Here is a 22,107-nt window from a genome sequence, read left to right as displayed (position 1 = left end):
ATGGATTGGATACAGACGATAGATATTAAGATATTGGTGGGGTTGAGGGATATATTTAGGTCCCCTTGGTTAGATAAGCCAATGATGTTTATTTCAAAATTGGGTGATAGCGGATTCATTTGGATCGCACTGGCAGTCCTCTTTTTTTTGCTAGGAAACAAGAAAAAACCTTGGAGAAGTTGGGGGATACGATTGGCCGCAAGTCTAGGTGCCAATGCATTGTTATGCAACGTGGTGCTCAAACCAATGATAGGAAGAGTACGCCCATACGACCTATTGGGCTATGAGGTTTTAGTGGCTCATCTTACGGATTTTTCTTTTCCCTCTGGGCATACATCTGCCTCTTTTGCTGGAGCTACGGCAATTTATGCCATAAATAAGAAATGGGGGGGTGTTGCTTTTGTTTTTGCCACTGTAATGGGTTTTAGCAGACTGTATCTAGGGGTGCACTTTCCCACCGATGTTTTGGCAGGGGCATTCTTAGGGTGGGCCATGGCAACTATAACAATAATGGTATTTAAAAGATGTTCTTCTGAAAATAAATGTCGAATTAGGTCAAATTAAAGATTGCCAAGACCTATATTTTCATATAGAATAATAAAATAAATCCTGATTATGGGATTTACAGGTGTTTCTTCTCAAGTAGGGGGAGGGTGAATCACCAAGTTCTTTTAGGGAAGAAGGTTTGAATATGGCAATACCTGTTATTTTGCAACTCTTGACAATGGTAATCCTTATGGTTATCGGTGTCATACTGCAGAAGAAAAAGTTTCTCTCGGCGGCGAATGCAAAGGGCTTATCTATTGTATTAACCCGTGTAGCAGTACCATGTAATATGATTATTTTGATGCAAAGAGAATACTCAGAAGAAATTTTTAAGGGATTCCTTCAGACATGCGGTGTAACTTTTTTAATGTGCTGCATTGGTGCCCTCATGTTTTTTGCAATAGGCAAAATCAAAAAAATGAGCTTGAAGGAACTGGGGCTATTTGCAGGCGGCGGAGTTTACAGCAACGTTATCTTTATGGGCCAGCCCTTGATCATGGCAATGTATGGCTCTGAAGGCTTAATTTTTTGCGTGGCGGTGATGTTTACCTGCAACGTTTTCTTGTTCACTGTTTGTTCTTTCTTGTTTGGTCTGGGAGGCGATAACAAGAAGTCTGTGGGTAGGATGATGAAGGAAGCATTTGTAAACCTTATCTGTCTTTCTGCAATAATCGGCGTTTTCTGTTTTGTTTATTCCATCAAATTGCCAGCGCCAATTTTTGATGCATTGCAATTTTCTGCAAACACAACAGTTTGTCTGTCAATGATTTATATTGGTACATTATTGGCTGCGGCAAATGTACGAGAAATTTTAAAAGACAAAATAGTTTATGTTTTTAGTTTCTTTACATTAATCATAATGCCTATAATCACTAAGCTCATAGGTGGAATGTTTTTGGACGGCATGGCCTTGAATGTTTTGGTGGTTCTGATGGGAACACCGGCGGCAGCAGCACTGCCATCATTCGCAGAGCTGTATGGAAACGATGAGAAACGTGCGTCGGAGTATGTTTTTGTTTCTACAATTTTGTCTGTCATTACATTACCACTGGTTGCAGAATTTTTGTGTAGAGCCTAGAAATGATTAACGCGATGAATAAATTCATCGCGTTATTTTTATACTTCAAAGATTTTTTTCCAACTTTTGTATCTTATACGCATAAAATTATGTATTTCTGGCAAAATTTTTAAAAAAAGATGAATTGGAATGGCTGAAAGGGTTGATTTTTCATAAACAAATCGTTTATACTAGTGCGTGGGACAGAATAAGGCTAATATAAGATTGGAATGCAGCAAGAGACTGCACTTCATTATCTGCTGTGGGCAGGGCTAACTGTGGTAGATAATAGGGTGGTGTCTTTGTCTTTTTATTAACAGATGGACGTTTGTGCATACAACTTATAAACAGTCAGGTTTTGTTATTCCGATCATTTGATCGGGCGGAAATAATAACTAAATTATTTTAGTATCAATTCAAAAGAGAAACAGGGGGATTTTAATCATGGAAAACTTGATGTACTTGGCGCCTGTATTTGGTGTACTTGCGCTGGTGTTCGCCTTTGTTCTTGCGGGGAAAGTTAACCGCGAAGAAGAAGGTACAGAACGCATGGCAGAGATTGCTGCCTCCATTAGAGAAGGTGCAAATGCTTTCTTAAAGGCAGAGTACCGTATCTTAGTTATTTTTGCTATTGTTTTATTTGTTTTGATTGGCTTTGGCGTAGACTGGATGACAGCAGCTTGCTTTATTTTTGGTGCTATCTTATCTACACTGGCAGGCTACTTTGGTATGTCAGTTGCTACAAAGGCAAACGTTAGAACTGCAAACGCAGCTAGAGTTGGCGGTATGAATAGAGCCCTTTCTATCGCATTCAGCGGCGGTGCTGTTATGGGTATGTCTGTAGTTGGTCTTGGTTTGTTGGGCGTTGGTACAATTTATGTATTAACGAAGAATGCAAACATTTTATTCGGTTTTGGTTTGGGTGCTTCCTCTATCGCTTTGTTTGGCCGTGTTGGTGGCGGTATTTATACAAAGGCTGCTGACGTTGGTGCTGACTTGGTAGGTAAAGTTGAAGCAGGTATCCCGGAAGATGACCCTCGTAACCCCGCTGTAATTGCAGATAACGTAGGCGATAATGTAGGTGACGTTGCTGGTATGGGTGCTGACCTTTTCGAATCCTATGTTGGTTCCATCATCTCCGCTATTACTTTGGGTGTTGTTTACTTCCAGACAGAAGGCGCAGTATTCCCCTTGGTTTTAGCAGCAGTTGGTATTTTGGCTTCCATCATCGGTAGCTTCTTTGTTAAGGGCGATGAAAAGTCCAATCCTCACAAAGCATTGAAAACAGGTTCTTACTCTGCAGCTGTATTGGTTGCTATTGCTTCTGTTGCCCTGAGCTATTTGTTCTTTGGCAATATGAAGGCTGGTATCGCAATTATTGCCGGTTTGGTTGTTGGTCTTTTGATTGGTCTTATCACAGAAGTTTATACTTCCGGTGATTACAAATCTGTAAAGAAAATTGCAGATCAGTCTGAAACAGGCCCTGCAACAACAATCATCAGTGGTTTGGCTGTTGGTATGGAATCTACAGCTATTCCCATTGTATTGATTGCAATTGGCATTTTTGTAGCTTACTCTGTATGTGGTCTTTACGGTATCGCTTTGGCGGCTGTTGGTATGCTTTCCACAACAGGTATTACTGTAGCAGTTGATGCGTACGGTCCTATTGCCGATAACGCTGGTGGTATCGCTGAAATGAGCGGCTTGGATCACTCCGTAAGAAATATTACAGACAAATTGGATGCAGTTGGTAACACAACAGCAGCTATGGGTAAAGGCTTTGCCATTGGTTCTGCAGCCTTGACTGCATTGGCACTGTTCGTTTCCTATGCAGAGGCTGTTCAGTTGACACAGATCTCTATCCTTGAACCCAGAGTAATTATTGGTTTGTTCATCGGTGGTATGCTTCCTTTCCTTTTCTCTGCATTTACAATGCAGTCTGTTGGTAAAGCGGCATTCGAGATGATTGAAGAAGTAAGACGTCAGTTCCGCTCTATTCCTGGTATCATGGAAGGTACAGCAAAACCTGACTACAAGAAGTGTGTAGAAATCTCTACAACAGCAGCTTTGAAAGAAATGTTGGTTCCCGGTATTATGGCAGTAGCAGCACCTTTGGTTGTTGGTGTGCTTTTGGGAACATCAGCTTTAGGCGGCTTGTTGGCTGGTTCTTTGGTAACAGGTGTATTGATGGCGATTTTCATGTCCAATGCAGGTGGTGCATGGGATAATGCGAAGAAGTATATTGAAGAAGGCAACCACGGTGGCAAGGGCAGCGAAGCTCATAAAGCAGCCGTAGTTGGTGACACAGTAGGTGACCCCTTCAAAGATACTTCCGGTCCTTCTATCAACATCTTAATCAAGTTGATGACAGTTGTATCTTTGGTATTCGCACCATTATTTATGACTATCGGTAGCATTCTGTAATTAAATAAAAAAGGCGGACTTAGGGTCCGCCTTTTTTATTGCCCCGAATTAGGCGTCTTAAGCAAGGAGGAAATGAACGGAAAAAATGCCTTTGAAATACAAGTACTTCCTGCTACCGAAAGGAAAACGAGTGTGTTATAATTGGTAGGAACAGGAGATGAGTATATGAAGGGATTTAAGGGGTTTACACCTCAAACCATAGATTTTCTTTGGGAAATAAGAATGAATAATAATAGAGAGTGGATGGATCAAAACAGGGATCGGTACAAAGAATTTCTAAAGGAGCCATTTGATCGGCTTGCGTTTTCTTTATCAGAAGAACTGAAGGAACAGACGGGGGAAGATTTGGATTGGGCAATTTCAAGGATAAACCGGGATATTCGATATTCAAAGGATAAGAGTCCTTATCGATCATGCCGTTGGGTGGTGTTTAAAGAGCCAATGGTTGTGGGAACCACCTGGAAAACACGCCCCGTTTTTTATTTTGAATTAACGCCAGAGGGATATACCCATGGCATGGGTTTTTATGAAACAAAACCAGCATATATGAAGGCATTTCGCAAAAAGGTTGAGGCTAATGCATCATCATTTTCTAACATAGTGAATGATTTGAAACAGAAAGGTTCATTTGCTTTGATTGGAGATGACTACAAGAAGGTGGATGCTAATGGGTTGGTGGAGGAAATCCGTCCCTGGTATATCAAGAAAAACTTTGCGGTTGTTGAGACAAAAGGAGTGGAAGACATCCTATTTACGGGGGAATTGCCAAAAATGCTGGCCAAGGAATGGATCGGATTAATTCCTTTGTACCAATATCTAAGTGAAATAAAAGTGGATTAAAAAGAGAAAGCCCCTTAGGAATAACTAGATAGAATTCCTAGGGGGCTTCGTTTTTAGTTACCAAAATTTTTTGCCAAGGACTCAATGGCATTTGACTTAATTATGGTTTCACCGTGTTCCAGAAGATAATATTTCGCTAGTGTTGTGGAAATGTGTTTTTGACCGAATTCATCTAATATGAGTTCTATGCATTCGCTGTTTTCATCGGCGGTATATGTATCCGCCTGCAAAACGAGGAAAAATCTTTCGTTGCTTTTGAATAGCTCACTTTCGCCCCGATAGCAGTCGTCTAAGCGTAGACTGGCGTGAATTACATCATCTAAGGTTTCAAAGGAAAAAATAAGCAAATCTTCGCTGTCATTACTTTTTGCTTCAAACAAATCTATGGGTTTCTTTTTCCATTTATGAGCTGCTTTATTTTTTGAAAGCATATCCATAGGGTTTTCATTTTTGCTTTTTTGGTCAATTTTAGTTACGATAATCATAATGCCGTCAACGCCAACGGGGGCCGCTTCCACCATAAGGGGTGTATTTTCGTTGATGAAGTCATATTCATCTAATGCTTGCTCCATAATATCTCGGAAAAGCTTTTGTGTCTTTTCGGAAGGATTAATCAAGTCTTCCAATTTTAAATCACGTTCTACCAAATCCGCTCTTGTGAGGGTTAACTTTAGTTGATTTTCACTAACACGTTCAATTTTCATATAAATCACTTCCTTATCTTTTCATTAGAAAAACGGGTCGTGTTGGATTTCCACTATACATTCTATGTGAAATATAGTATAGTATAATGAATTGGCGGGAAGATGTAAAGAGGTTAATAACGCCAGTTTCTATTAATTTTTGCGAAGAAGGAGTGATGGGCTGTGTTGAAAAAACGGCTTATTCCAATGATTTTAACTGTCCTTGTATGGGCAGGCATGTATTATTATTACTTACCACCTCTAAATATTCATTCTCGTGACTGCTGGATGTTTATGGTTGCCCTTGTGGTTGTTGGGGTAGTGATAAATTTCTGGACTATTTTCCGTGCTGTTTTTCTGGATAGAACTAGTCCGGAGCGGGCAGTTAATCTGAAGATGATCAAGAAGTTGTTAATTATACCGGTTGTTTTATGTGTAATATATTTTGGTGGTACATTGTTGTCCTCCCCCATTATACGAGCGTCAGATTATAACAAACTTCTAACCGTGGAAACTGGTGATTTTGCCACAGATATTCATGAAGTGGATTATAACAAAATTCCTATTTTGGATAGTGATTCCGCTTCAAGGCTTGCAGAAAGAGAAATGGGTAGTATGGTAGACATGGTTTCTCAGTACGAGGTTAGCCCATACTTTAATCAAATAAACTACCAGAATAAGCCTGTGCGAGTTACACCTCTTCGTTATGGTGATTTGATTAAATGGATTACAAATAAAGACACTGGTATTCCGGCATATATACAAATTGATATGACGTCTCAGGATGTTGAACTAGTTAGATTAGAAGAAGGAATAAAATATTCCCCTTTTGAACACTTTGGTCGCAACTTAAACCGCTATGTACGATTCCGTTACCCAACGGCCATGATTCGTAGTACAAACTTTGAAATTGACGAAAATGGCATTCCTTATTGGGTGTGTGCGGTTGAAGATAAAACCATTGGTTTGTTTGGCGGTACAGACATAACAGGGGCCATCGTAATTAATGCTGTGACTGGTGAACATTCTTATTATAATGTTGCGGATGTTCCTCGCTGGATTGATAAAGTATACGACGCAAACCTATTGATTGAACAGTATGATTACTATGGAACCTTGAAAAAGGGCTTTATTAACAGCATCTTTGGGCAAAGGGAATGCTTGCAGAGTACAGAGGGCTATAACTATATCGCTCTGGAAGATGACGTTTGGGTATATACTGGTGTTACCTCTATTGGTGGAGATCAATCTAACGTAGGTTTTGTATTGATGAATTCCAGAACCAAAGAAACAAAGTATTACCAGATTTCCGGTGCAAAAGAATTTTCTGCCATGTCTTCGGCGGAGGGGCAAGTTCAGCATTTGGGATATAATGCTACATTCCCCATTTTGCTTAACATTGCAGATGAACCAACCTATTTCTTATCTTTAAAGGATGCGGCCGGTTTGGTTAAAAAATATGCCATGGTTAATATACAAAAATATCAAATTGTTGCCATCGGGGATACGGTAGCTGAGTGTGAAAAAGCATATCGTAATTTAATGGCTGGAAGTGGTATTGAGACCATAGATATGGAGAAAGCTTTAAAGGCTGAGGGGGCCATTAGCACCATGAGGGATGTTGTGATTGATGGTAACACCTATTATTACGTGATGTTGGATGGTAAGGATGCCCTCTTTGAAGTTGAAGTTAAAAATTATCTGAGTATTTTGAAAAAGCAAGTTGGAGATACTATTTCTTTAGAATATGTAGCAGAGGCCAACGGTGTGAATACAGTAATTGGATTGAACTAAAAAGTTTGGTAGATGGCCACCGGTACTCCGGTGGCTGTTTTTACGATATTATTACATTTTATTGAAAAATACCCAGTTTTGTTGACACTTATAGTGGAAGAATGTAAAATAATAAGATATAATGTGATTCTTATGAGTAAAAGTAGAAGTTTCACAAACCAGCGGAGGTAAACCATGAGCAGTGATAAGAATAGTAATACAAAACCCGGTGCACGAGGTTTAAATGATAATGATAAAGATTATTATGAAGATTTGTATAATGACCTGCCAAAAGAGGTTGTTGATATTTTGATGCAAACCCATCCCTTAATGGGTAAAGACGGAAATACGGAAGGAGTTCGTTCTAAAAAACGTCCATCAAGAGAGGATATTGAGGAAGTAAGAGAGGCAAGAATGCAGCAAGTAGGCAATGAGATTAATGAAATTAGAAAAGCACCTCAGCAAGAGGGTGAGCCTACCAGATACGTATCTCGTCGTGCAAGAAACTTTGGAACGATGGAAGATACGAATAATCCGGTATCATCAGAGCATAAAATGGAAAAGGACGAGTATGATGATGGGATTCAGTATGTCAGCGTGATGCCAGCTCGCAAAAAATCAAAAATGGTTGAGGAAGTATCTCAGCAGACTTTATCTCCCGCAAAACGTAAAAAGTTTAAAAAAGAGGATAATGCTTTTGAAGACTTCGGAAAAGTAGGCAGAAACCGCTATGAGGATCTGGATTTCGAAGAAAAGGCAAAGCAAGAGCATTTGGATAGCCTTTATGATGACTATGATGATGATGAAGATTACCGTGGTGGTATGAATAAATTAAGTATAATTTTAGGGATAATTGGGCTAGTATTAATTATATTCCTTATTTTTAAATGTGTTAGTTTAAGCAGTAAGCTTGAAGATGCTCAGAATCAGGTTGCAGCTAGTGAAGAACTGAGCGCTAAGTATGAAAAAATTCAACTTGAGAAGATGCAGTTGGAGGAGCAGTTATCAGGAGAGAGCAATCCTAATGGGGGTGAAGGTACTACTACTAGCAACGAGGGTCAAACATCGGCTGGGGATAGCAGTAGCACAACCACATCAAACAATGCAGGCGGATCTTCCCTATCAACAGGAAACACAACCGAGTATGTGGTGCAAAAAGGAGATACTGCTTGGAGTATAGCCCAAAAGACATTAGGCAATGGCGCAGAATATCAGAAGATTTTGGACGCCAATAATTTAAAAGAAACAGATACCATCGATGTTGGAACAAAGTTGAAAATTCCTAGATGATAGTAGATAGGAGAAGATGAGATGGGAAACGATCTGCAGAAAAAAACTCTAGCAGAACTACGAGATATGGCAAAGGAAATGGACATTAAGTCCATTTCCTCATTAAAGAAAAGTGAATTAATTGAAAAAATTATGGAAAAGCAGTCCCAAGCGGAGTCAGTGGCCGTTAAGCGTGTGACTGCTTATGGTTTTTCTTTGCAAGACAATCCGGAGACGATAAGAAAGAATGAGACCAACCACGAACTGAAAGAGGAAGAAAATCATCATAAAGAAAAAGTTGTACAGAAGGATGAGAAGGCTACTGTGATGGAGAACAGCGTGGCTGGAGAAGGTATATTAGAGGTAATGCCAGATGGATTTGGCTTTCTAAGAACGCAGAATTTTCTTCCAGGTACCGGTGATATTTACGTTTCACCATCTCAAATCCGTCGATTTAATCTAAAAACAGGAGATGCAGTAAATGGAAATATCCGTACGGCTAGGGATGGCGAAAAATTTGGGGCGCTACTTTTTGTAAAATCCGTGAATGGTGATCAACCGGATTTGGCTTCCAAGCGTCCGAATTTCGAAGATTTGACGCCGATTTATCCGGAGGAGAAACTTTCGTTTGAAGTGGGGAGGGAAGAACTATCTGGAAGGATTATTGACCTTTGTGCGCCTATTGGCAAGGGACAAAGAGGAATGATAGTTGCACCTCCTAAGGTAGGCAAGACCGTACTTTTAACGCAAATGGCCAATGCGCTTACGAAAAATCATAAGGAAGTACATCTTATTGTGCTTTTAATTGATGAACGCCCTGAGGAAGTAACGGACATTCAGCGTTCTATTGAAGGTAAAAATGTGGAGATTGTGTATTCTACATTTGACGAACAGCCTGAACACCACAAAAGAGTTACAGAAATGGTTCTGGAAAGGGCAAAACGCCTGGTGGAGCAAGGCAAAGACCTGGTTATACTATTAGATAGCTTAACGCGATTAGCTAGAGCCTATAACTTGACTATTCCGCCTAGTGGCAGAACACTATCTGGCGGCTTAGATCCTGCGGCGTTATACATGCCAAAACGTTTTTTTGGCGCCGCCAGAAATATTGAACATGGTGGTAGTTTAACCATACTGGCTACAGCTTTGGTGGACACGGGTAGCAAAATGGATGAAGTTGTTTTTGAAGAATTTAAAGGTACTGGTAATATGGAATTGGTTCTTGATAGGCGTCTTTCTGAGCGTCGTATCTTCCCAGCAATGGATATTATTAAATCCGGAACTAGAAGGGAAGAAAAACTACTTACTGAGCAAGAGTTGGAGTGTAACTTTACCTTGCGAAGAATGGCATCCACTATGAGTCAAATGGAAATGGTTGAAGGTTTTTATGATTTGATGAAAAAGACCCAAAATAATCAAGAATTCATGGAGAGACTTCCTGTTTGGGAAAAAACTTTGGGACTGTTTGATAAGTGATAAAACCTTTTTGATTTTTTATTGCAAAGAGAAATAAGTTATGATATACTACTAGTGTTGTCTATAAATAATTAGGATTATTGATCAACAAATCTAAATTACGAGGTGAAAAAAATGAGAGAAGCAATCCATCCCGAGTACAATCAGGTAAAGGTTAAATGCAACTGTGGTAACGAGTTCGTAACAGGCTCCACAAAGGAAGAAATCAGAGTCGAAGTTTGCTCTAAATGTCATCCTTTCTACACAGGTAGCCAGAAATTACTTCTGGAAGCTGGCGGTAGAGTTGAAAAGTTCAACAAGAAATACGGCAGAAAGTAATTTTTGCAAATTGGAAAGAGCAAAAAGAGAGTTCTATCTTTTTGGTTTCTTAAATCAAATAAAAACAAGAAACGTGCAGGGAATGTTATCCTGCACTTTTTTTATAAGAAAAAAAGTAATTTATTAATGCCTTAGAGGTGGACAAAGAGCATAAATAGCTTAAGATGTACATGCTGTGGACAATATGTGGATAACTAGAAAAAATCAAGTGTATTAAAGCAAATTCGCTGTGGACAACTCAAAGAAACTGTGGAAAAAATCATTTGAAAATGTGTAACCGTGTTTTTATTATAAAAATTAACGATTCAACTCATCCATTGGAACAAAAGATAAATAAAGAGAATAAAATAAAAACCCCCTATGAAATAGATAGGGGGTTTTGTTTTATTTTGCGATGTCACTAAGAATGTCCTGTGGAATTACAAATTCGGGGCTTCCTTGTGCGCCAGCGGCCACTTCATATTTATCAAAACAAATAACTAAGTTGCCATCATTGTCGATATAGAAGTTTTGCTCAGGTTGAATGGCTTGGAATCCTTCTCCAATTTCCGTTTGGCCGTGGATAAAAAACATACCGCCCTCGGACTCATTCATTCGTTCCATTTCGGAAGTAATATACTTGCTGATAGGTGTTACATAATCAGCCCCTTCTTTGAAAAGACTTGGCAACGTGACCAAGTTATTGGTACGTTTATCAATGGTATAAAAGGAATGAACGGTGGAGGAGGAACCTGCGGTATTTAAGATATAAACATCAATGGCTAGGTAATTATTGTTATCCGTTTTTACAATATAGTTTGAATCAATCCCCATGTGAACAGTTTCGTCACCGAACTCTGCTTTTAAGGCTTTTACATCTTTTTCAAAGGCTGCAATTAAGGCATCTGCATTGTCTTTAAACTCTGCGTTTAACTGATCTTGTAATTCTTGGTTTAGCAGTCCTTCAATATGAGGGGTAACAATATTGGCTTCATAGCCATTTTCTTCATTCACATAGCGACCAAAAGTGAGTATTTTAACAACAGTGTCCATACCAGGGACTTCGGTCATGGCATAAGCGAAACTAGGGCTTGCATTTAAAGCAATAGAGGCTGCGATAACAGTGCTTGCCGCAACGGTACTAAATTTAATCCAGGGTTGTTTTTTCTTTTCTGCTTTCATAATCATTTTAATCCTTTCTTCTAACTCTTTTGAGGCAGATATGTTTTCGTATTCTTCGTTTAAATTTTTTAGTGTTTTACTCATAAGTCTACTTCCTCCATATCAATCTTTAATAATTCCAATGCGCGATACAGCCTGGTTTTTACAGTGTTTTCATTGAGGTCAAGTAACTCAGCAATTTCTTTAATTTGCATCCTTTCAAAAAAACGGAGTACAATGATTATTCGATAGTTCTCATCCAAATGTTGTATCATTTGTGTGAATGTAATATTTGAAAAATCATCAGAAATTGCTAGATGGTTATCTAATGCTGCATAATCGATTAAAACGGCTTTCTGATTCTTTTTGATTAGTGTGAGAGCGGTGTTAATGATAATTTTATAAAACCAAGTTTTTAAGTATTGCGTATTTTGTAATTTGTGGATGGAGCGTAATGCTTTGATAACACTTTCACTTACAATATCTTCTGCATCTTGCTGGTTCCTTGTATAAGTAAAGGCAAATCTGTAGGCCTGATCCAGACTGTCTTTATTTGTAATAAATTGTTCAAACAGCTGTTTTTTGTTCATAAGGTTAACTCCTTTCATAAGCTTAGACAGTAATGTGTGGCATAAAGTTTGGTAAAAAATAAAAAATAAATTTAGAAATTTTATTTTATTTTTATCAAAAACAAGTGATATTTTACAGATCTTTGGGTGATTGCGGGTGTGCAGTGTCTATACCCTACTGCATTCGGAAAGAAAAATAAAAGAAAGTCTCATTAGATTTATCAATTATCACAAAGTCATTTCTATTGTTATATTTTTACAGTTTGCTGTAAATATTTGATTTGGACATTTTATTTATGCTACAATTAAAAATGAATTTCTGTTTATAGCCTTTTGTGTTATAATAATAAATTGCAATACAAATTTCAAATAAGAAGAGAGTTGATATGGTGTCAAGTTTAGATAAAGAAAAAAAGGTACGCCAAACAAGTATAGGCGGACAAGCCGTAATCGAAGGTGTAATGATGCGTGGGAAGAAGATGTATGCAATGGCGGTCAGAAACCCTGAAGGTGGCATTACTCTTGAAAAAAATGAGTGGGGTGGTATTGGTGCCAAGGGACTATTTAAGTATCCTATATTTAGAGGTATCGGTGCTTTCGTGGACTCATTAATTACAGGCACAAAAATTCTAATGCATTCTGCAGAAATCGCAGGGGAAGATTGGGCGGAAGAGGAATTATCTCCGTTTGAAAAATTTCTCCAGGATAAATTGGGTGATAAAATCAATGATATTTTGATATATTTTAGTGTTACCCTTTCCTTAGTACTAGGCATGGGTCTATTTTTTGTTCTGCCTGTGTGGTTAGGAAACTTCTTCAAGGAAATGGTTCCGGTATGGGCTTTGGGTGTAATAGAAGGACTTTTGCGAATTGCAATTTTTTTAGTTTACTTATTCTTAATTTCTAGAATGAAAGAAATTAAAAGGGTCTTCCAGTATCATGGGGCGGAGCATAAGACCATCAACTGTTTTGAAAGTGGTCTTGATTTAACGGTTGCTAATGTGAAGCCTTGCTCTCGCTTACATAAGCGTTGTGGAACCAGCTTTTTGCTTTTTGTTATGATTATTAGTATGATAGTATTCTTCTTTGTTCGGACGGACACTTTGGTTCTTCGTCTGGCCTCCAGAATTATTTTGGTACCTTTTATTGCAGGTATTTCGTATGAAGTCATTCGTTGGGCAGGAAAATCCGATAGTAAAATTGTTGCTTTTATCAGTTATCCTGGTTTTTGTTTGCAGAAAATAACAACAGCCGAACCTGACGAAGCCCAGATCGAAACAGCGATTGCGGCGATGAAGGGAGTACTGGAAGATGAGGGAGAATAAGACTTTAACCCAGGTTTTGCAAGAAGGTAAAAAACGTTTAAAGAATGCCAATAAGGACAACTACGCTTTTGAGGCAGAACTTTTACTGATGGATGTTTGCAGGATAAATCGAGTCGCACTACTGACTCAAGGCGATGCAAAAATCACTTTTGAGAATGAGGAAAAATATAATTGGTATTTAACCCAAAGGGAATCGAACCGTCCGTTGCAGTATATTTTAGGACAGTGTGAATTTATGGGGCTAACTTTCAAAGTTGGAGAAGGGGTATTAATTCCTCGTGGTGACACAGAAGTCTTGGTAGAATCTGTATTGGAGATTTCCAAGAGGGAAAAGATAAAAAAAGTAATAGACGTGGGGACAGGAAGTGGATGTATCCCAATTTGCCTTACCTATTTTGGACAAATGGATGCAGTTGGTTTGGACATTAGCCCTGTAGCACTTGACTTTGCAAGAAAGAATGGCGAAGATAATCAAGTAGTAGTTGATTGGATCGAAAGTGATTTGTTTTCTGCAGTGCCTGTAAAGCTAAAGGGAAGGGTTGATGCAATTGTGTCCAATCCGCCCTATATCTCAAAAGAAGCAATAGAGGGTTTGATGCCTGAGGTACGGGATTATGAGCCTAGAAATGCCCTAGATGGTGGTAAGGACGGGTTGGATTTTTATCGTGGTATTGTTGAGGAAAGCTGCTTTTGGCTCCGTGAGGGTGGCTGGCTTTTTTTTGAAATAGGTTATGACCAAGGCCGGGCATTATTAGAGATGATGAATAGGGCAGGATTTAGTCAATGCTCGCTGCAGCAAGATTTGGCAGGATTAGATAGAGTTGTTTTTGGAAAATTAGAAAGGAAGCAAAAATGAGGTGGAACCGTGTTTGAACGATTGGCTGAGATTGAAAGTAAATATGTTGATTTAGCAGACCAAGTAAATGATCCTGATATCATCGCCAACCAATCGGAATGGCGAAAGCTAATGAAGGAATACAGTGATATGACTCCCCTAATTGAGGCATATCGTGAATACAAAACAGTAAAAGAAGCAGTTCAAGAAGGTTTGGATTTGTTGAATGATAAATTGGATGAAGACTTTCGTGATTTAGTGAAAGAAGAATTTGCACAAAATAAAGTTCGGTTTGAAGAGCTTGAGAAGGAAATTACGATTTTGCTTTTACCCAAAGACCCCAATGATAATAAGAACGTGATCATGGAAATTAGAGGGGGTGCTGGTGGTGATGAAGCAGCATTATTTGCGGGGGATTTATTCCGTATGTATGCACGCTATGCCGAGGGCAGACGATGGAAAGTGGAATTGATGAATGCCAATGAAAATGATCTTGGTGGATTTAAGGAAGTATCCTTTATGATAACTGGGGCTGGAGCTTATTCTCGTATGAAATATGAAAGTGGTGTGCATCGAGTTCAACGTATTCCTACCACAGAAAGCGGTGGGCGTATTCACACCTCCACAGTTACTGTGGCTGTTATGCCAGAGGCAGAAGAAGTTGACGTTCACATTGATATGAATGATGTTCGGGTAGATGTGTTTCGTGCTTCGGGTAATGGTGGTCAGTGTGTAAATACTACGGATTCAGCAGTGCGTATGACCCATTTGCCCACAGGAATTGTGGTTTCTTGCCAGAATGAAAAATCCCAGTTGAAGAATAAAGATCAAGCATTGAAGGTTCTTTATGCCAGAGTATATGAAAGAGAAAGACAGGCCCATGATGCTGCAATTTCTGCTGACCGCCGTTCCCAGGTTGGAACGGGGGATAGAAGTGAGCGTATTCGTACCTATAATTTTCCCCAGGGTCGTGTCACGGATCATAGAATTGGTTTGACACTGCACAAAATTGATAGCATATTAAATGGAGAACTAGATGAATTATTGAATGCTCTGATTACCACTGACCAAATGGAAAAAATGCAGGCTGGTGGTCTGGCAGAATAAAGAAAGTGGTGAAGGCGTGAAGGAACTTTGGCAGCTTTTTATCACATTTTGTAGGATAGGCGGCTTTACCTTTGGTGGTGGATACGCCATGCTACCTATGCTACAAAGTGAAGTAGTAACAAAACGAGGTTGGGCTACAGAGGATGAGATATTGGATTATTTTGCCATTGGGCAATGTACACCAGGGATTATCTTTGTTAATACGGCTACCTTTGTTGGATACAAGCGGCAGGGTGTTTTGGGAGCTATATCTGCAACAATTGGAAGTATTTTTCCTTCTGTGATTATTGTTGTAATTATTGCGGCAGTTTTGAATAACTTTGCACAGCTTCCCATTGTACAACATGCTTTTGGAGCCGTTCGTGTGGTTGTTGGTGTTTTGATTGTAAATGCCGTGATTGGGATGTGGAAAAAGTCAGTAGTCGATAAACTCTGTGGTGTGATTGCAGTAGTTGCTTTTCTTCTTTCAGCAATCTTTGAGTTATCACCAATCTGGGTAGTCTTGGGGGCAGCGGTCATAGGTGTAGTCATTCCTGTTTTAAAGGAGGCTAGGGCAAAATGAGCGGCTGGGTGGTATTGTTTTATGAATTCTTTAAAATAGGGCTTTTTTCTGTGGGTGGTGGTTTAGCTACATTACCATTTTTATATAAGCTTGCAGATAAATATGATTGGTTTAGCCAGGGCATGATTGCCGATATGGTGGCGATTTCTGAGTCAACACCAGGCCCCTTAGGGGTTAATATGGCAACATATACAGGATTTCAGTTTGGTGGGCCCTTGGGTAGTATTGTGGCAACGGTGGGGTTGGTATTTCCTTCGATTGTTATTATTATTGTCATATCTAAATTTTTGCAAAAATTTCGGAATAATGCCCATGTGGAAGATGCCTTTTATATGCTTAGGCCAGCAGTAACTGGGCTGATTGGAGCGGCTGGGTTTGGAGTGATTATCAGTGCATTATTACACGTTCACAAAATATCTGAAATTACAGCAGAAAACTTTTTTGGTTTAATCGGTATGAAAGAGTGTATCTTGTTTATAATGATGTTATTTTTAACAAATAAATATAAAAAGCACCCGGTATTATATATTGCAATTGGGGCGGTAGTTGGTATCATATTTACTTTTTGATACGGAATGAAAGGCTTTTTCCATCCATATGATAGAGATATATGGAATAAGGAGGAAGGGCGTATTATGCTATGGCTGTCGATTCCTGTGTATTGGGTGCTGCTGTGGGCAGCGAGTAGGTGGAATAAAGCCTATCCGTTGCCTTTTCGTTTTTTGGAGGGTACCATTTTAGCTTATCTTTGCTTTTTATTTTTACCCCCAGCTTTTTTAGAGGAGTTCCTATGGGCTGGACTGGGGGCAATATTGGGGATTGTATTTGGGGTTTGGGCAGAAGAAAAATACCCAGAGTTTGGGTTTGGAAAAGAACTTAGAAGTATAATGATTTTTTCAGTTGCTTTTGTATTTGACGCATTTGTTGTGGGTGCGTGGGCATTACCAAGAAGTGTCATTGGTGGTACAGCATTATATTGTGCTTGTGGAGGCCTATTTCCTGAGGGGGTTACTTTGAGGGAGACCGTATTATCCGCAATGGGTGGAATAGCAGGGTTTATTTTAGGCGTTGCGATTTGTTTTGTTTAAAAGAGGAAAGGTTCATTGCAAAATGGGGAATGCTTTGTTATAGTAAATTAAAAAGTGCCGAGAAATTTTACAATGGAAAAAGGGAATTCCCCTAAAGGAGGTTCTTATGGGACAGATTGGGATAGAAAAAGAGACATTAAAAACAATGATCAGAGAGAATGTAAAGACCCTGTATAGAAAGACCCTAGAAACTGCCTCGGTAGAAGAAATATATCATGCAGCTGTATTTTCCTTAAGAGATTTAATAACCGACAAATGGATTAAAACCCACGATACTTATTATGAGCAGGATGTGAAAGCTGTTTATTATCTTTCGATGGAGTTTTTGATGGGAAGATTCTTTGGCAATGCTTTAATCAACATGGAAATGAGCAATGAGATGAAAGAAGTTTTTGATGAGCTGGGGATCGATTTTAATACAGTTGAAAATGCAGAGCCAGACCCGGGTCTTGGCAACGGAGGATTGGGCCGTTTGGCAGCCTGTTTTTTGGATTCATTATCCACTTTGGAGCTACCTGCATATGGCTGCGGAATCAGGTACCATTATGGCATATTTGAGCAAAGGCTGGAAAATGGTTATCAGGTTGAGGTGCCTGATAATTGGTTGCAGGATGGAGACTCTTGGGGAATTCGGAGAAATGAATATGCTGTTGAGGTGAAATTTGGTGGACATGTGCGGGCCGTGCCAAAGGAAGGGGGAGGATACGGTTTTGTGCAAGAAGGATACCAATCCGTAATGGCAATACCTTATGATTACCCCGTTTTGGGCTATGGCAACAACACAGTAAACACGTTACGCCTTTGGGATGCCCAGGCAAAAAATAGAATCGACCTTAAGTCCTTTAACGAGGGCAACTATCAAAAAGCAGCCGAGGAAGAAACCCTTGCAAAAACACTAACAGATGTACTTTATCCTGCTGATGAGCATTATCAAGGGAAGGAATTAAGACTAAGGCAACAGTACTTCTTTATTTCTGCTACAGTACAGCGGGTTGTGGAGCGTTTTAAAAATAACCATTCTGATTTCAACTTACTGCCTGAAAAGGTGGCTTTTCAACTAAACGATACCCATCCTAGTATTGCAGTGGCTGAACTAATGAGAGTTTTGGTTGATGAGAATAACTTGCCTTGGGATCAGGCGTGGGACATCACCAGAAAAGTGTGCGCCTATACGAACCATACCATTATGGCAGAGGCTTTAGAAAAATGGCCTTTGGATTTGTTTAGCCGTTTGTTGCCCCGCATATATCAAATTGTTGAAGAGATTAACCGACGTTTTTGCCTTGAACTAACGGAGCGGTTTGGTAACAATCCGGAAAAAATTCGTCGACTTGCAATCATTGCAGATGGGCAAATTCGTATGGCGTATATGGCTATTGTGGGAAGCCACTCTGTGAATGGCGTGGCTGCCCTCCATACGGAGATATTAAAAAACCAGGAACTCAAGGATTTTTATGAACTTTATCCTGAAAAATTCAATAATAAAACCAATGGCATTACCCAACGTAGATGGCTTTTGCATGCTAACCCCAAACTGGCAGAGTTGGTGACAGAGGTAGTTGGGGATGGCTGGATAACGGATTTATCCCAGATAGAAGGGATTATGCCTTATGGGGATGACGAAAAATTTAGAGAGCGTTTTATGGAAATTAAGCGTGAGAATAAGATAGCCTTGGCGAAATATATTAAATCTACCAAAGGAATTGATATTAACCCCGATAGTATCTTTGATATTCAGGTGAAAAGATTGCATGAATATAAACGTCAGCTTTTGAATGTGCTACACATCATTGGCCTTTATAACAGATTAAAGATGAACCCTGGATTAGATATGGTGCCTAGAACTTTTATTTTTGGCGCAAAGGCTGCTGCAGGATACCGAAGGGCAAAGTTAATCATTAAATTGATTAACAGCGTGGCAGAGGTTGTGAACAATGATCCATCTATCAATGGAAAAATCAAGGTGGTATTTCTAGAGAACTATTGTGTGTCTTTGGCGGAGCGGTTGATTCCAGCGGCAGATGTAAGTGAACAAATTTCCACGGCGGGCAAAGAAGCATCAGGCACGGGTAATATGAAGTTTATGCTAAACGGTGCACTGACTGTGGGAACTATGGATGGTGCCAATGTTGAAATATTTGAAGAAGTTGGAGAAGAAAACATCTTTATTTTTGGTATGAGCGCCGAAGAAGTGCAAGACAAATACAATGGTACTTATGACCCTTGGAGTATTTACAATATGAACCAAGAGGTACGAATGGCAATGACTGCATTAATTGATGGGACTTTTGATAAGGATACACAACGATTCCGAGAGATTTATGATGCTTTATTAAATGGTTTTGGCGGAAGCAAAGCCGATGAGTATTTTGTGTTAGAAGACTATGCTGATTATGGTCGTGCCCAATGGTCAATTGATGATGCTTATCGCAATAAAGAACGATGGGCAAGGATGGCAATTTGTAATGTGGCAAAGAGCGGCAAGTTTTCTAGTGACCGAACAATTAAGGAGTACGCAGAAGAGATCTGGCAGTTGCCAGCTGTGTCGATAGACTTTTAATGTTTCGCTCCCACCTATTTTGTGTGGGAGTTTTTTTTATTTTAATTTTTTCTATGATGAATTTATGAACTAGATTTTTAAAATATTTGGAAGTATAAATGGAAATGCAGAGGAAGAACTCTATTTATAATACAGTGAATCAATAGGAATTTACGCATATACAAAGAAGTTACTTGTCAGATAAGTACAGTTCATGTAAAATTAGAATAGAAATAGTAAAAAAAAATCATGAGAGTGTAGAAGGAGCGAAGGGGAGTATGGTACGTAGCAAGAGGAAGTTTCCGTTGGCATTTTGGATTTTTATAGGATTGATATTGGGTATTTTAGCCGGAATCGCACTTATGAAAACACCCTATATTGCAGTGGAATACATTAAACCATTTGGAACGTTATTTCTTAACTTAGTTAAGTTTATTGTTGTTCCTATTGTACTGTTTTCTATCATGGCGGGTGTCATTTCAATGAAAGACATTCGCAAGGTGGGCAAAATTGGTGTTAAGACGGTTATATTTTATATGACTACAACAGCAATTGCTGTTGTCATTGGCTTAGTATTTGCAAATGTTTTTAAAGGATTATTTGGGCAAATATCCACAAGTGGCTTGGAATATACAGCGTCAGAGGCACCAGGATTCATTACTACATTAATTAATATCTTCCCCAGCAATATAATTTCACCTATGAGTGAGGCAAATATGTTGCAGGTAATTGTTGTGGCACTATTTTTTGGCTTTGCCGTTATTACAGCAGGGGAAAAGGGGAAGGCCTTTGCAGATTTTGTTGAAAGTGCCAATGCAGTTTCCATGATAATTATGGATGCCATTATCAAATTTAGCCCAATTGGGGTTTTTTGTTTGATCACTCCTGTGGTGGCAGAAAATGGTACTTCAATTTTAGGCAGTTTATTAACGGTGCTTACCGTTGCCTATGGTGCGTACATTCTTCATATGATATTGGTATATTCATTGGCAGTGAAAGCTTTTGCGAAGATGAGTCCTTTGAAGTTTTTTGGGGGCATGATGCCAGCAATTATGATGGCATTTTCTAGTGCATCTTCTGTTGGTACACTTCCTTTGAACTTAGAATGTACAGAAAGGCTGGGTGCCAAAAAGGATGTTGCCAGTTTTGTATTACCATTAGGTGCTACCATCAATATGGATGGAACTGCAATTTACCAAGGGGTGTGTGCAGTGTTTATTGCTGCTTGTTTTGGTGTGGACTTAACCTTGGTGCAACAGGTTTCCATTATTTTGACTGCAACTTTAGCTTCTATTGGTACAGCTGGAGTTCCTGGTGCGGGCATGATTATGTTGGCCATGGTATTGCAAAGCGTTAATCTTCCTGTTGAGGGAATTGCATTGGTAGCTGGCATTGACCGAATTTTTGATATGGGTAGAACAACGGTAAATATTACTGGGGATGCCGCTTGCACATTGATTGTTTCAAAGCTAGAGCAATAGGGAAACCAAAATAGAGGTTAATGAAACAGAGGTAATTTCAAGGGTGTATTTTGATTTAAAGAGATCTCCCCCTTCTTATATGTAAAATCATGGAATGGCAGCGAAATAGGTTGGCCAAAAGGTGATTTTTTTGTCGAATTATGAGCGATAATGCGATACATTTAGCGGTTGTTTTATTTTTTTTGTGCTATAGTTGGATTGCAAAACATATAAGGAGGGAATGTATTATGAAACACAAAATGAGCAAAGGATGGATTGTAGCAGTATGCCTAGGTCTTGCATTGGCTTTTACTGGCTGTGGAAATTCAAATGAAACTCCATCTGATGCACCAGCACAGGAAGAAGTACAGGACGTTCAGCCTGAAGAACAGGGAGCTGTTACTAATGATCAAGCAGGCGTAACAGACACAACCACAGATGCGGCAACAGATACAACAACTGATGCAGCACCCGAAGCTTCTGTTGATGGTGAAGCAACAGCGGAATAATAAAGTAGTACTACCTATAAGGCATCCCCTAGTTTGGATGCCTTATATTCTTTGTTTTTCAACAATACTCTTAAAGAGATGCGTAAAAAAGCAGATAAGGAAGAAAAATAAAAAAAATAAGGAAAAGGTGTTGACAAGTATCTAAATTAGTGTATAATAGAACAAGTCACTGCAAAACACTGTGGAACACAGTAAAAGCTAAACAGCCAATGTTAATATCTTGAAGAAAGAAAAAAACTTCAAAAAAAAGCTTGACAGGCTAAAGTGATTATGATAAACTAATCTTCGCTGATAACGAAAAAATGACAGCGAACAACAGTAAAATTGATCCTTGAAAACTAAACAGTAGAATACAAACACACAACCCATAGTCAATTCAAAAGCATATGCTTTTAAAAGAGACAAAAGAGTTTGCTGGTTTTGAAAAAACCAGAGAAAGCCAGATTTAAGACTGGCAGGACAAAACTTTAATTTAAGAGTTTGATCCTGGCTCAGGATGAACGCTGGCGGCGTGCTTAACACATGCAAGTCGAGCGGAGATATTTAAACGGAAGGTTTCGGCTGGAAGGTTAAATATCTTAGCGGCG

20 protein-coding genes and 1 rRNA gene are annotated in these 22,107 nt (G+C 39.2%); 18 read left to right on the top strand and 3 right to left on the bottom strand.

The features are described 5' to 3' along the window. The 4 genes from ABVZ64_RS03595 to ABVZ64_RS03580 all read left to right on the top strand — a co-directional run bounded on the left by ABVZ64_RS03595 (nucleotide 1) and on the right by ABVZ64_RS03580 (nucleotide 4,867). Entirely contained in the window at nucleotides 1–564 is a 564-nt protein-coding gene (locus ABVZ64_RS03595) for a phosphatase PAP2 family protein (RefSeq protein ID WP_352399696.1), read from the top strand. Nucleotides 565–691: 127 nt separating this feature from the next. Continuing rightward, the gene (locus tag ABVZ64_RS03590; RefSeq protein WP_352399695.1) at nucleotides 692–1,624 is read left to right on the top strand and encodes an AEC family transporter; all 933 of its coding nucleotides are present in this window, start codon (nucleotides 692–694) and stop codon (nucleotides 1,622–1,624) included. 423 nt (nucleotides 1,625–2,047) lie between these two features. Further along, the gene (locus ABVZ64_RS03585) at nucleotides 2,048–4,027 is read left to right on the top strand and encodes a sodium-translocating pyrophosphatase (RefSeq protein ID WP_352399694.1); all 1,980 of its coding nucleotides are present in this window, start codon (nucleotides 2,048–2,050) and stop codon (nucleotides 4,025–4,027) included. 165 nt (nucleotides 4,028–4,192) lie between these two features. After that, on the top strand, nucleotides 4,193–4,867 hold the full coding sequence (locus ABVZ64_RS03580) for a DUF2461 domain-containing protein (RefSeq protein WP_352399693.1): 675 nt from the start codon (nucleotides 4,193–4,195) through the stop codon (nucleotides 4,865–4,867). A gap of 53 nt (nucleotides 4,868–4,920) precedes the next feature. Here the strand turns inward: ABVZ64_RS03580 and ABVZ64_RS03575 are convergent, their stop codons facing one another. Beyond that, entirely contained in the window at nucleotides 4,921–5,571 is a 651-nt protein-coding gene (locus tag ABVZ64_RS03575) for an adaptor protein MecA (protein ID WP_352399692.1), read from the bottom strand. Nucleotides 5,572–5,733: 162 nt separating this feature from the next. Between ABVZ64_RS03575 and ABVZ64_RS03570 the strand changes: the two genes are divergently transcribed. The 4 genes from ABVZ64_RS03570 to rpmE all read left to right on the top strand — a co-directional run bounded on the left by ABVZ64_RS03570 (nucleotide 5,734) and on the right by rpmE (nucleotide 10,386). Continuing rightward, a complete protein-coding gene (locus tag ABVZ64_RS03570; RefSeq protein ID WP_352399691.1) occupies nucleotides 5,734–7,344 on the top strand; it encodes a CvpA family protein in 1,611 nt (536 codons plus the stop codon). Between the two features lie 174 nt (nucleotides 7,345–7,518). Continuing rightward, nucleotides 7,519–8,613, top strand: a complete 1,095-nt coding sequence (locus ABVZ64_RS03565; RefSeq protein ID WP_352399690.1) for a LysM peptidoglycan-binding domain-containing protein — start codon at nucleotides 7,519–7,521, stop codon at nucleotides 8,611–8,613. Nucleotides 8,614–8,634: 21 nt separating this feature from the next. After that, nucleotides 8,635–10,068 (top strand): transcription termination factor Rho, encoded by a 1,434-nt coding sequence (gene rho, locus ABVZ64_RS03560; protein WP_352399689.1) that lies wholly within the window; start codon nucleotides 8,635–8,637, stop codon nucleotides 10,066–10,068. A 114-nt stretch (nucleotides 10,069–10,182) separates the two neighbouring features. Then, entirely contained in the window at nucleotides 10,183–10,386 is a 204-nt protein-coding gene (gene rpmE, locus ABVZ64_RS03555) for a 50S ribosomal protein L31 (protein ID WP_352399688.1), read from the top strand. A gap of 384 nt (nucleotides 10,387–10,770) precedes the next feature. Here rpmE and rsiV read toward each other — a convergent pair whose 3' ends face one another. Then, the gene (gene rsiV / locus ABVZ64_RS03550) at nucleotides 10,771–11,631 is read right to left on the bottom strand and encodes an anti-sigma-V factor RsiV (protein ID WP_352399687.1); all 861 of its coding nucleotides are present in this window, start codon (nucleotides 11,629–11,631) and stop codon (nucleotides 10,771–10,773) included. Beyond that, on the bottom strand, nucleotides 11,628–12,116 hold the full coding sequence (locus tag ABVZ64_RS03545; RefSeq protein WP_352399686.1) for a sigma-70 family RNA polymerase sigma factor: 489 nt from the start codon (nucleotides 12,114–12,116) through the stop codon (nucleotides 11,628–11,630). Before ABVZ64_RS03545 ends, rsiV begins: the two co-directional genes overlap by 4 nt. A 365-nt stretch (nucleotides 12,117–12,481) precedes the next feature. Here ABVZ64_RS03545 and ABVZ64_RS03540 point away from each other — a divergent pair, with 365 nt between their 5' ends. The 10 genes from ABVZ64_RS03540 to ABVZ64_RS03495 all read left to right on the top strand — a co-directional run. After that, entirely contained in the window at nucleotides 12,482–13,420 is a 939-nt protein-coding gene (locus ABVZ64_RS03540; RefSeq protein WP_352399685.1) for a DUF1385 domain-containing protein, read from the top strand. Then, nucleotides 13,407–14,276, top strand: a complete 870-nt coding sequence (gene prmC, locus ABVZ64_RS03535) for a peptide chain release factor N(5)-glutamine methyltransferase (RefSeq protein ID WP_352399684.1) — start codon at nucleotides 13,407–13,409, stop codon at nucleotides 14,274–14,276. Before ABVZ64_RS03540 ends, prmC begins: the two co-directional genes overlap by 14 nt. A gap of 9 nt (nucleotides 14,277–14,285) precedes the next feature. After that, nucleotides 14,286–15,362 carry a peptide chain release factor 1 gene (gene prfA, locus ABVZ64_RS03530; RefSeq protein ID WP_352399683.1) on the top strand — a complete coding sequence of 359 codons (1,077 nt, stop codon included), beginning with the start codon at nucleotides 14,286–14,288 and terminating at the stop codon, nucleotides 15,360–15,362. Between the two features lie 16 nt (nucleotides 15,363–15,378). Then, nucleotides 15,379–15,924: a chromate transporter gene (locus ABVZ64_RS03525; protein WP_352399682.1), complete on the top strand. Its 546-nt coding sequence runs from the start codon at nucleotides 15,379–15,381 to the stop codon at nucleotides 15,922–15,924. Then, entirely contained in the window at nucleotides 15,921–16,493 is a 573-nt protein-coding gene (locus ABVZ64_RS03520; protein WP_352399681.1) for a chromate transporter, read from the top strand. Before ABVZ64_RS03525 ends, ABVZ64_RS03520 begins: the two co-directional genes overlap by 4 nt. A 66-nt stretch (nucleotides 16,494–16,559) precedes the next feature. Then, nucleotides 16,560–17,012, top strand: coding sequence for a hypothetical protein (locus tag ABVZ64_RS03515; RefSeq protein WP_352399680.1), 453 nt, complete (start codon nucleotides 16,560–16,562; stop codon nucleotides 17,010–17,012). A gap of 106 nt (nucleotides 17,013–17,118) precedes the next feature. Further along, nucleotides 17,119–19,572, top strand: a complete 2,454-nt coding sequence (locus ABVZ64_RS03510; protein ID WP_352399679.1) for a glycogen/starch/alpha-glucan phosphorylase — start codon at nucleotides 17,119–17,121, stop codon at nucleotides 19,570–19,572. A gap of 257 nt (nucleotides 19,573–19,829) precedes the next feature. Next, the gene (locus ABVZ64_RS03505; RefSeq protein WP_352399678.1) at nucleotides 19,830–21,032 is read left to right on the top strand and encodes a dicarboxylate/amino acid:cation symporter; all 1,203 of its coding nucleotides are present in this window, start codon (nucleotides 19,830–19,832) and stop codon (nucleotides 21,030–21,032) included. Nucleotides 21,033–21,259: 227 nt separating this feature from the next. Then, entirely contained in the window at nucleotides 21,260–21,520 is a 261-nt protein-coding gene (locus ABVZ64_RS03500) for a hypothetical protein (protein WP_352399677.1), read from the top strand. A gap of 468 nt (nucleotides 21,521–21,988) precedes the next feature. Continuing rightward, nucleotides 21,989–22,107: ribosomal RNA gene (locus ABVZ64_RS03495) — 16S ribosomal RNA — on the top strand; the annotation flags it as partial.

It is taken from the genome of Anaerotignum sp. (assembly GCF_040307045.1).
In the GTDB taxonomy this organism is placed as follows: Bacteria; Bacillota; Clostridia; order Lachnospirales; family Anaerotignaceae; genus Chakrabartyella.
Note: the sequence above shows the minus strand (reverse complement) of the source record. Positions and strands in the feature narration are given on the sequence as shown.

Bases quoted from the DNA above. Each gene is read 5' to 3' on its own strand.
- ABVZ64_RS03595 (WP_352399696.1), top strand. From the start codon at position 1: ATGGATTGGATACAGACGATAGATATTAAGATATTGGTGGGGTTGAGG.
- ABVZ64_RS03590 (WP_352399695.1), top strand. From the start codon at position 692: ATGGCAATACCTGTTATTTTGCAACTCTTGACAATGGTAATCCTTATG.
- ABVZ64_RS03585 (WP_352399694.1), top strand. From the start codon at position 2,048: ATGGAAAACTTGATGTACTTGGCGCCTGTATTTGGTGTACTTGCGCTG.
- ABVZ64_RS03580 (WP_352399693.1), top strand. From the start codon at position 4,193: ATGAAGGGATTTAAGGGGTTTACACCTCAAACCATAGATTTTCTTTGG.
- ABVZ64_RS03575 (WP_352399692.1), bottom strand. From the start codon at position 5,571: ATGAAAATTGAACGTGTTAGTGAAAATCAACTAAAGTTAACCCTCACA.
- ABVZ64_RS03565 (WP_352399690.1), top strand. From the start codon at position 7,519: ATGAGCAGTGATAAGAATAGTAATACAAAACCCGGTGCACGAGGTTTA.
- rho (WP_352399689.1), top strand. From the start codon at position 8,635: ATGGGAAACGATCTGCAGAAAAAAACTCTAGCAGAACTACGAGATATG.
- rpmE (WP_352399688.1), top strand. From the start codon at position 10,183: ATGAGAGAAGCAATCCATCCCGAGTACAATCAGGTAAAGGTTAAATGC.
- rsiV (WP_352399687.1), bottom strand. From the start codon at position 11,631: ATGAGTAAAACACTAAAAAATTTAAACGAAGAATACGAAAACATATCT.
- ABVZ64_RS03545 (WP_352399686.1), bottom strand. From the start codon at position 12,116: ATGAACAAAAAACAGCTGTTTGAACAATTTATTACAAATAAAGACAGT.
- ABVZ64_RS03540 (WP_352399685.1), top strand. From the start codon at position 12,482: ATGGTGTCAAGTTTAGATAAAGAAAAAAAGGTACGCCAAACAAGTATA.
- prmC (WP_352399684.1), top strand. From the start codon at position 13,407: ATGAGGGAGAATAAGACTTTAACCCAGGTTTTGCAAGAAGGTAAAAAA.
- ABVZ64_RS03520 (WP_352399681.1), top strand. From the start codon at position 15,921: ATGAGCGGCTGGGTGGTATTGTTTTATGAATTCTTTAAAATAGGGCTT.
- ABVZ64_RS03515 (WP_352399680.1), top strand. From the start codon at position 16,560: ATGCTATGGCTGTCGATTCCTGTGTATTGGGTGCTGCTGTGGGCAGCG.
- ABVZ64_RS03510 (WP_352399679.1), top strand. From the start codon at position 17,119: ATGGGACAGATTGGGATAGAAAAAGAGACATTAAAAACAATGATCAGA.
- ABVZ64_RS03505 (WP_352399678.1), top strand. From the start codon at position 19,830: ATGGTACGTAGCAAGAGGAAGTTTCCGTTGGCATTTTGGATTTTTATA.
- ABVZ64_RS03500 (WP_352399677.1), top strand. From the start codon at position 21,260: ATGAAACACAAAATGAGCAAAGGATGGATTGTAGCAGTATGCCTAGGT.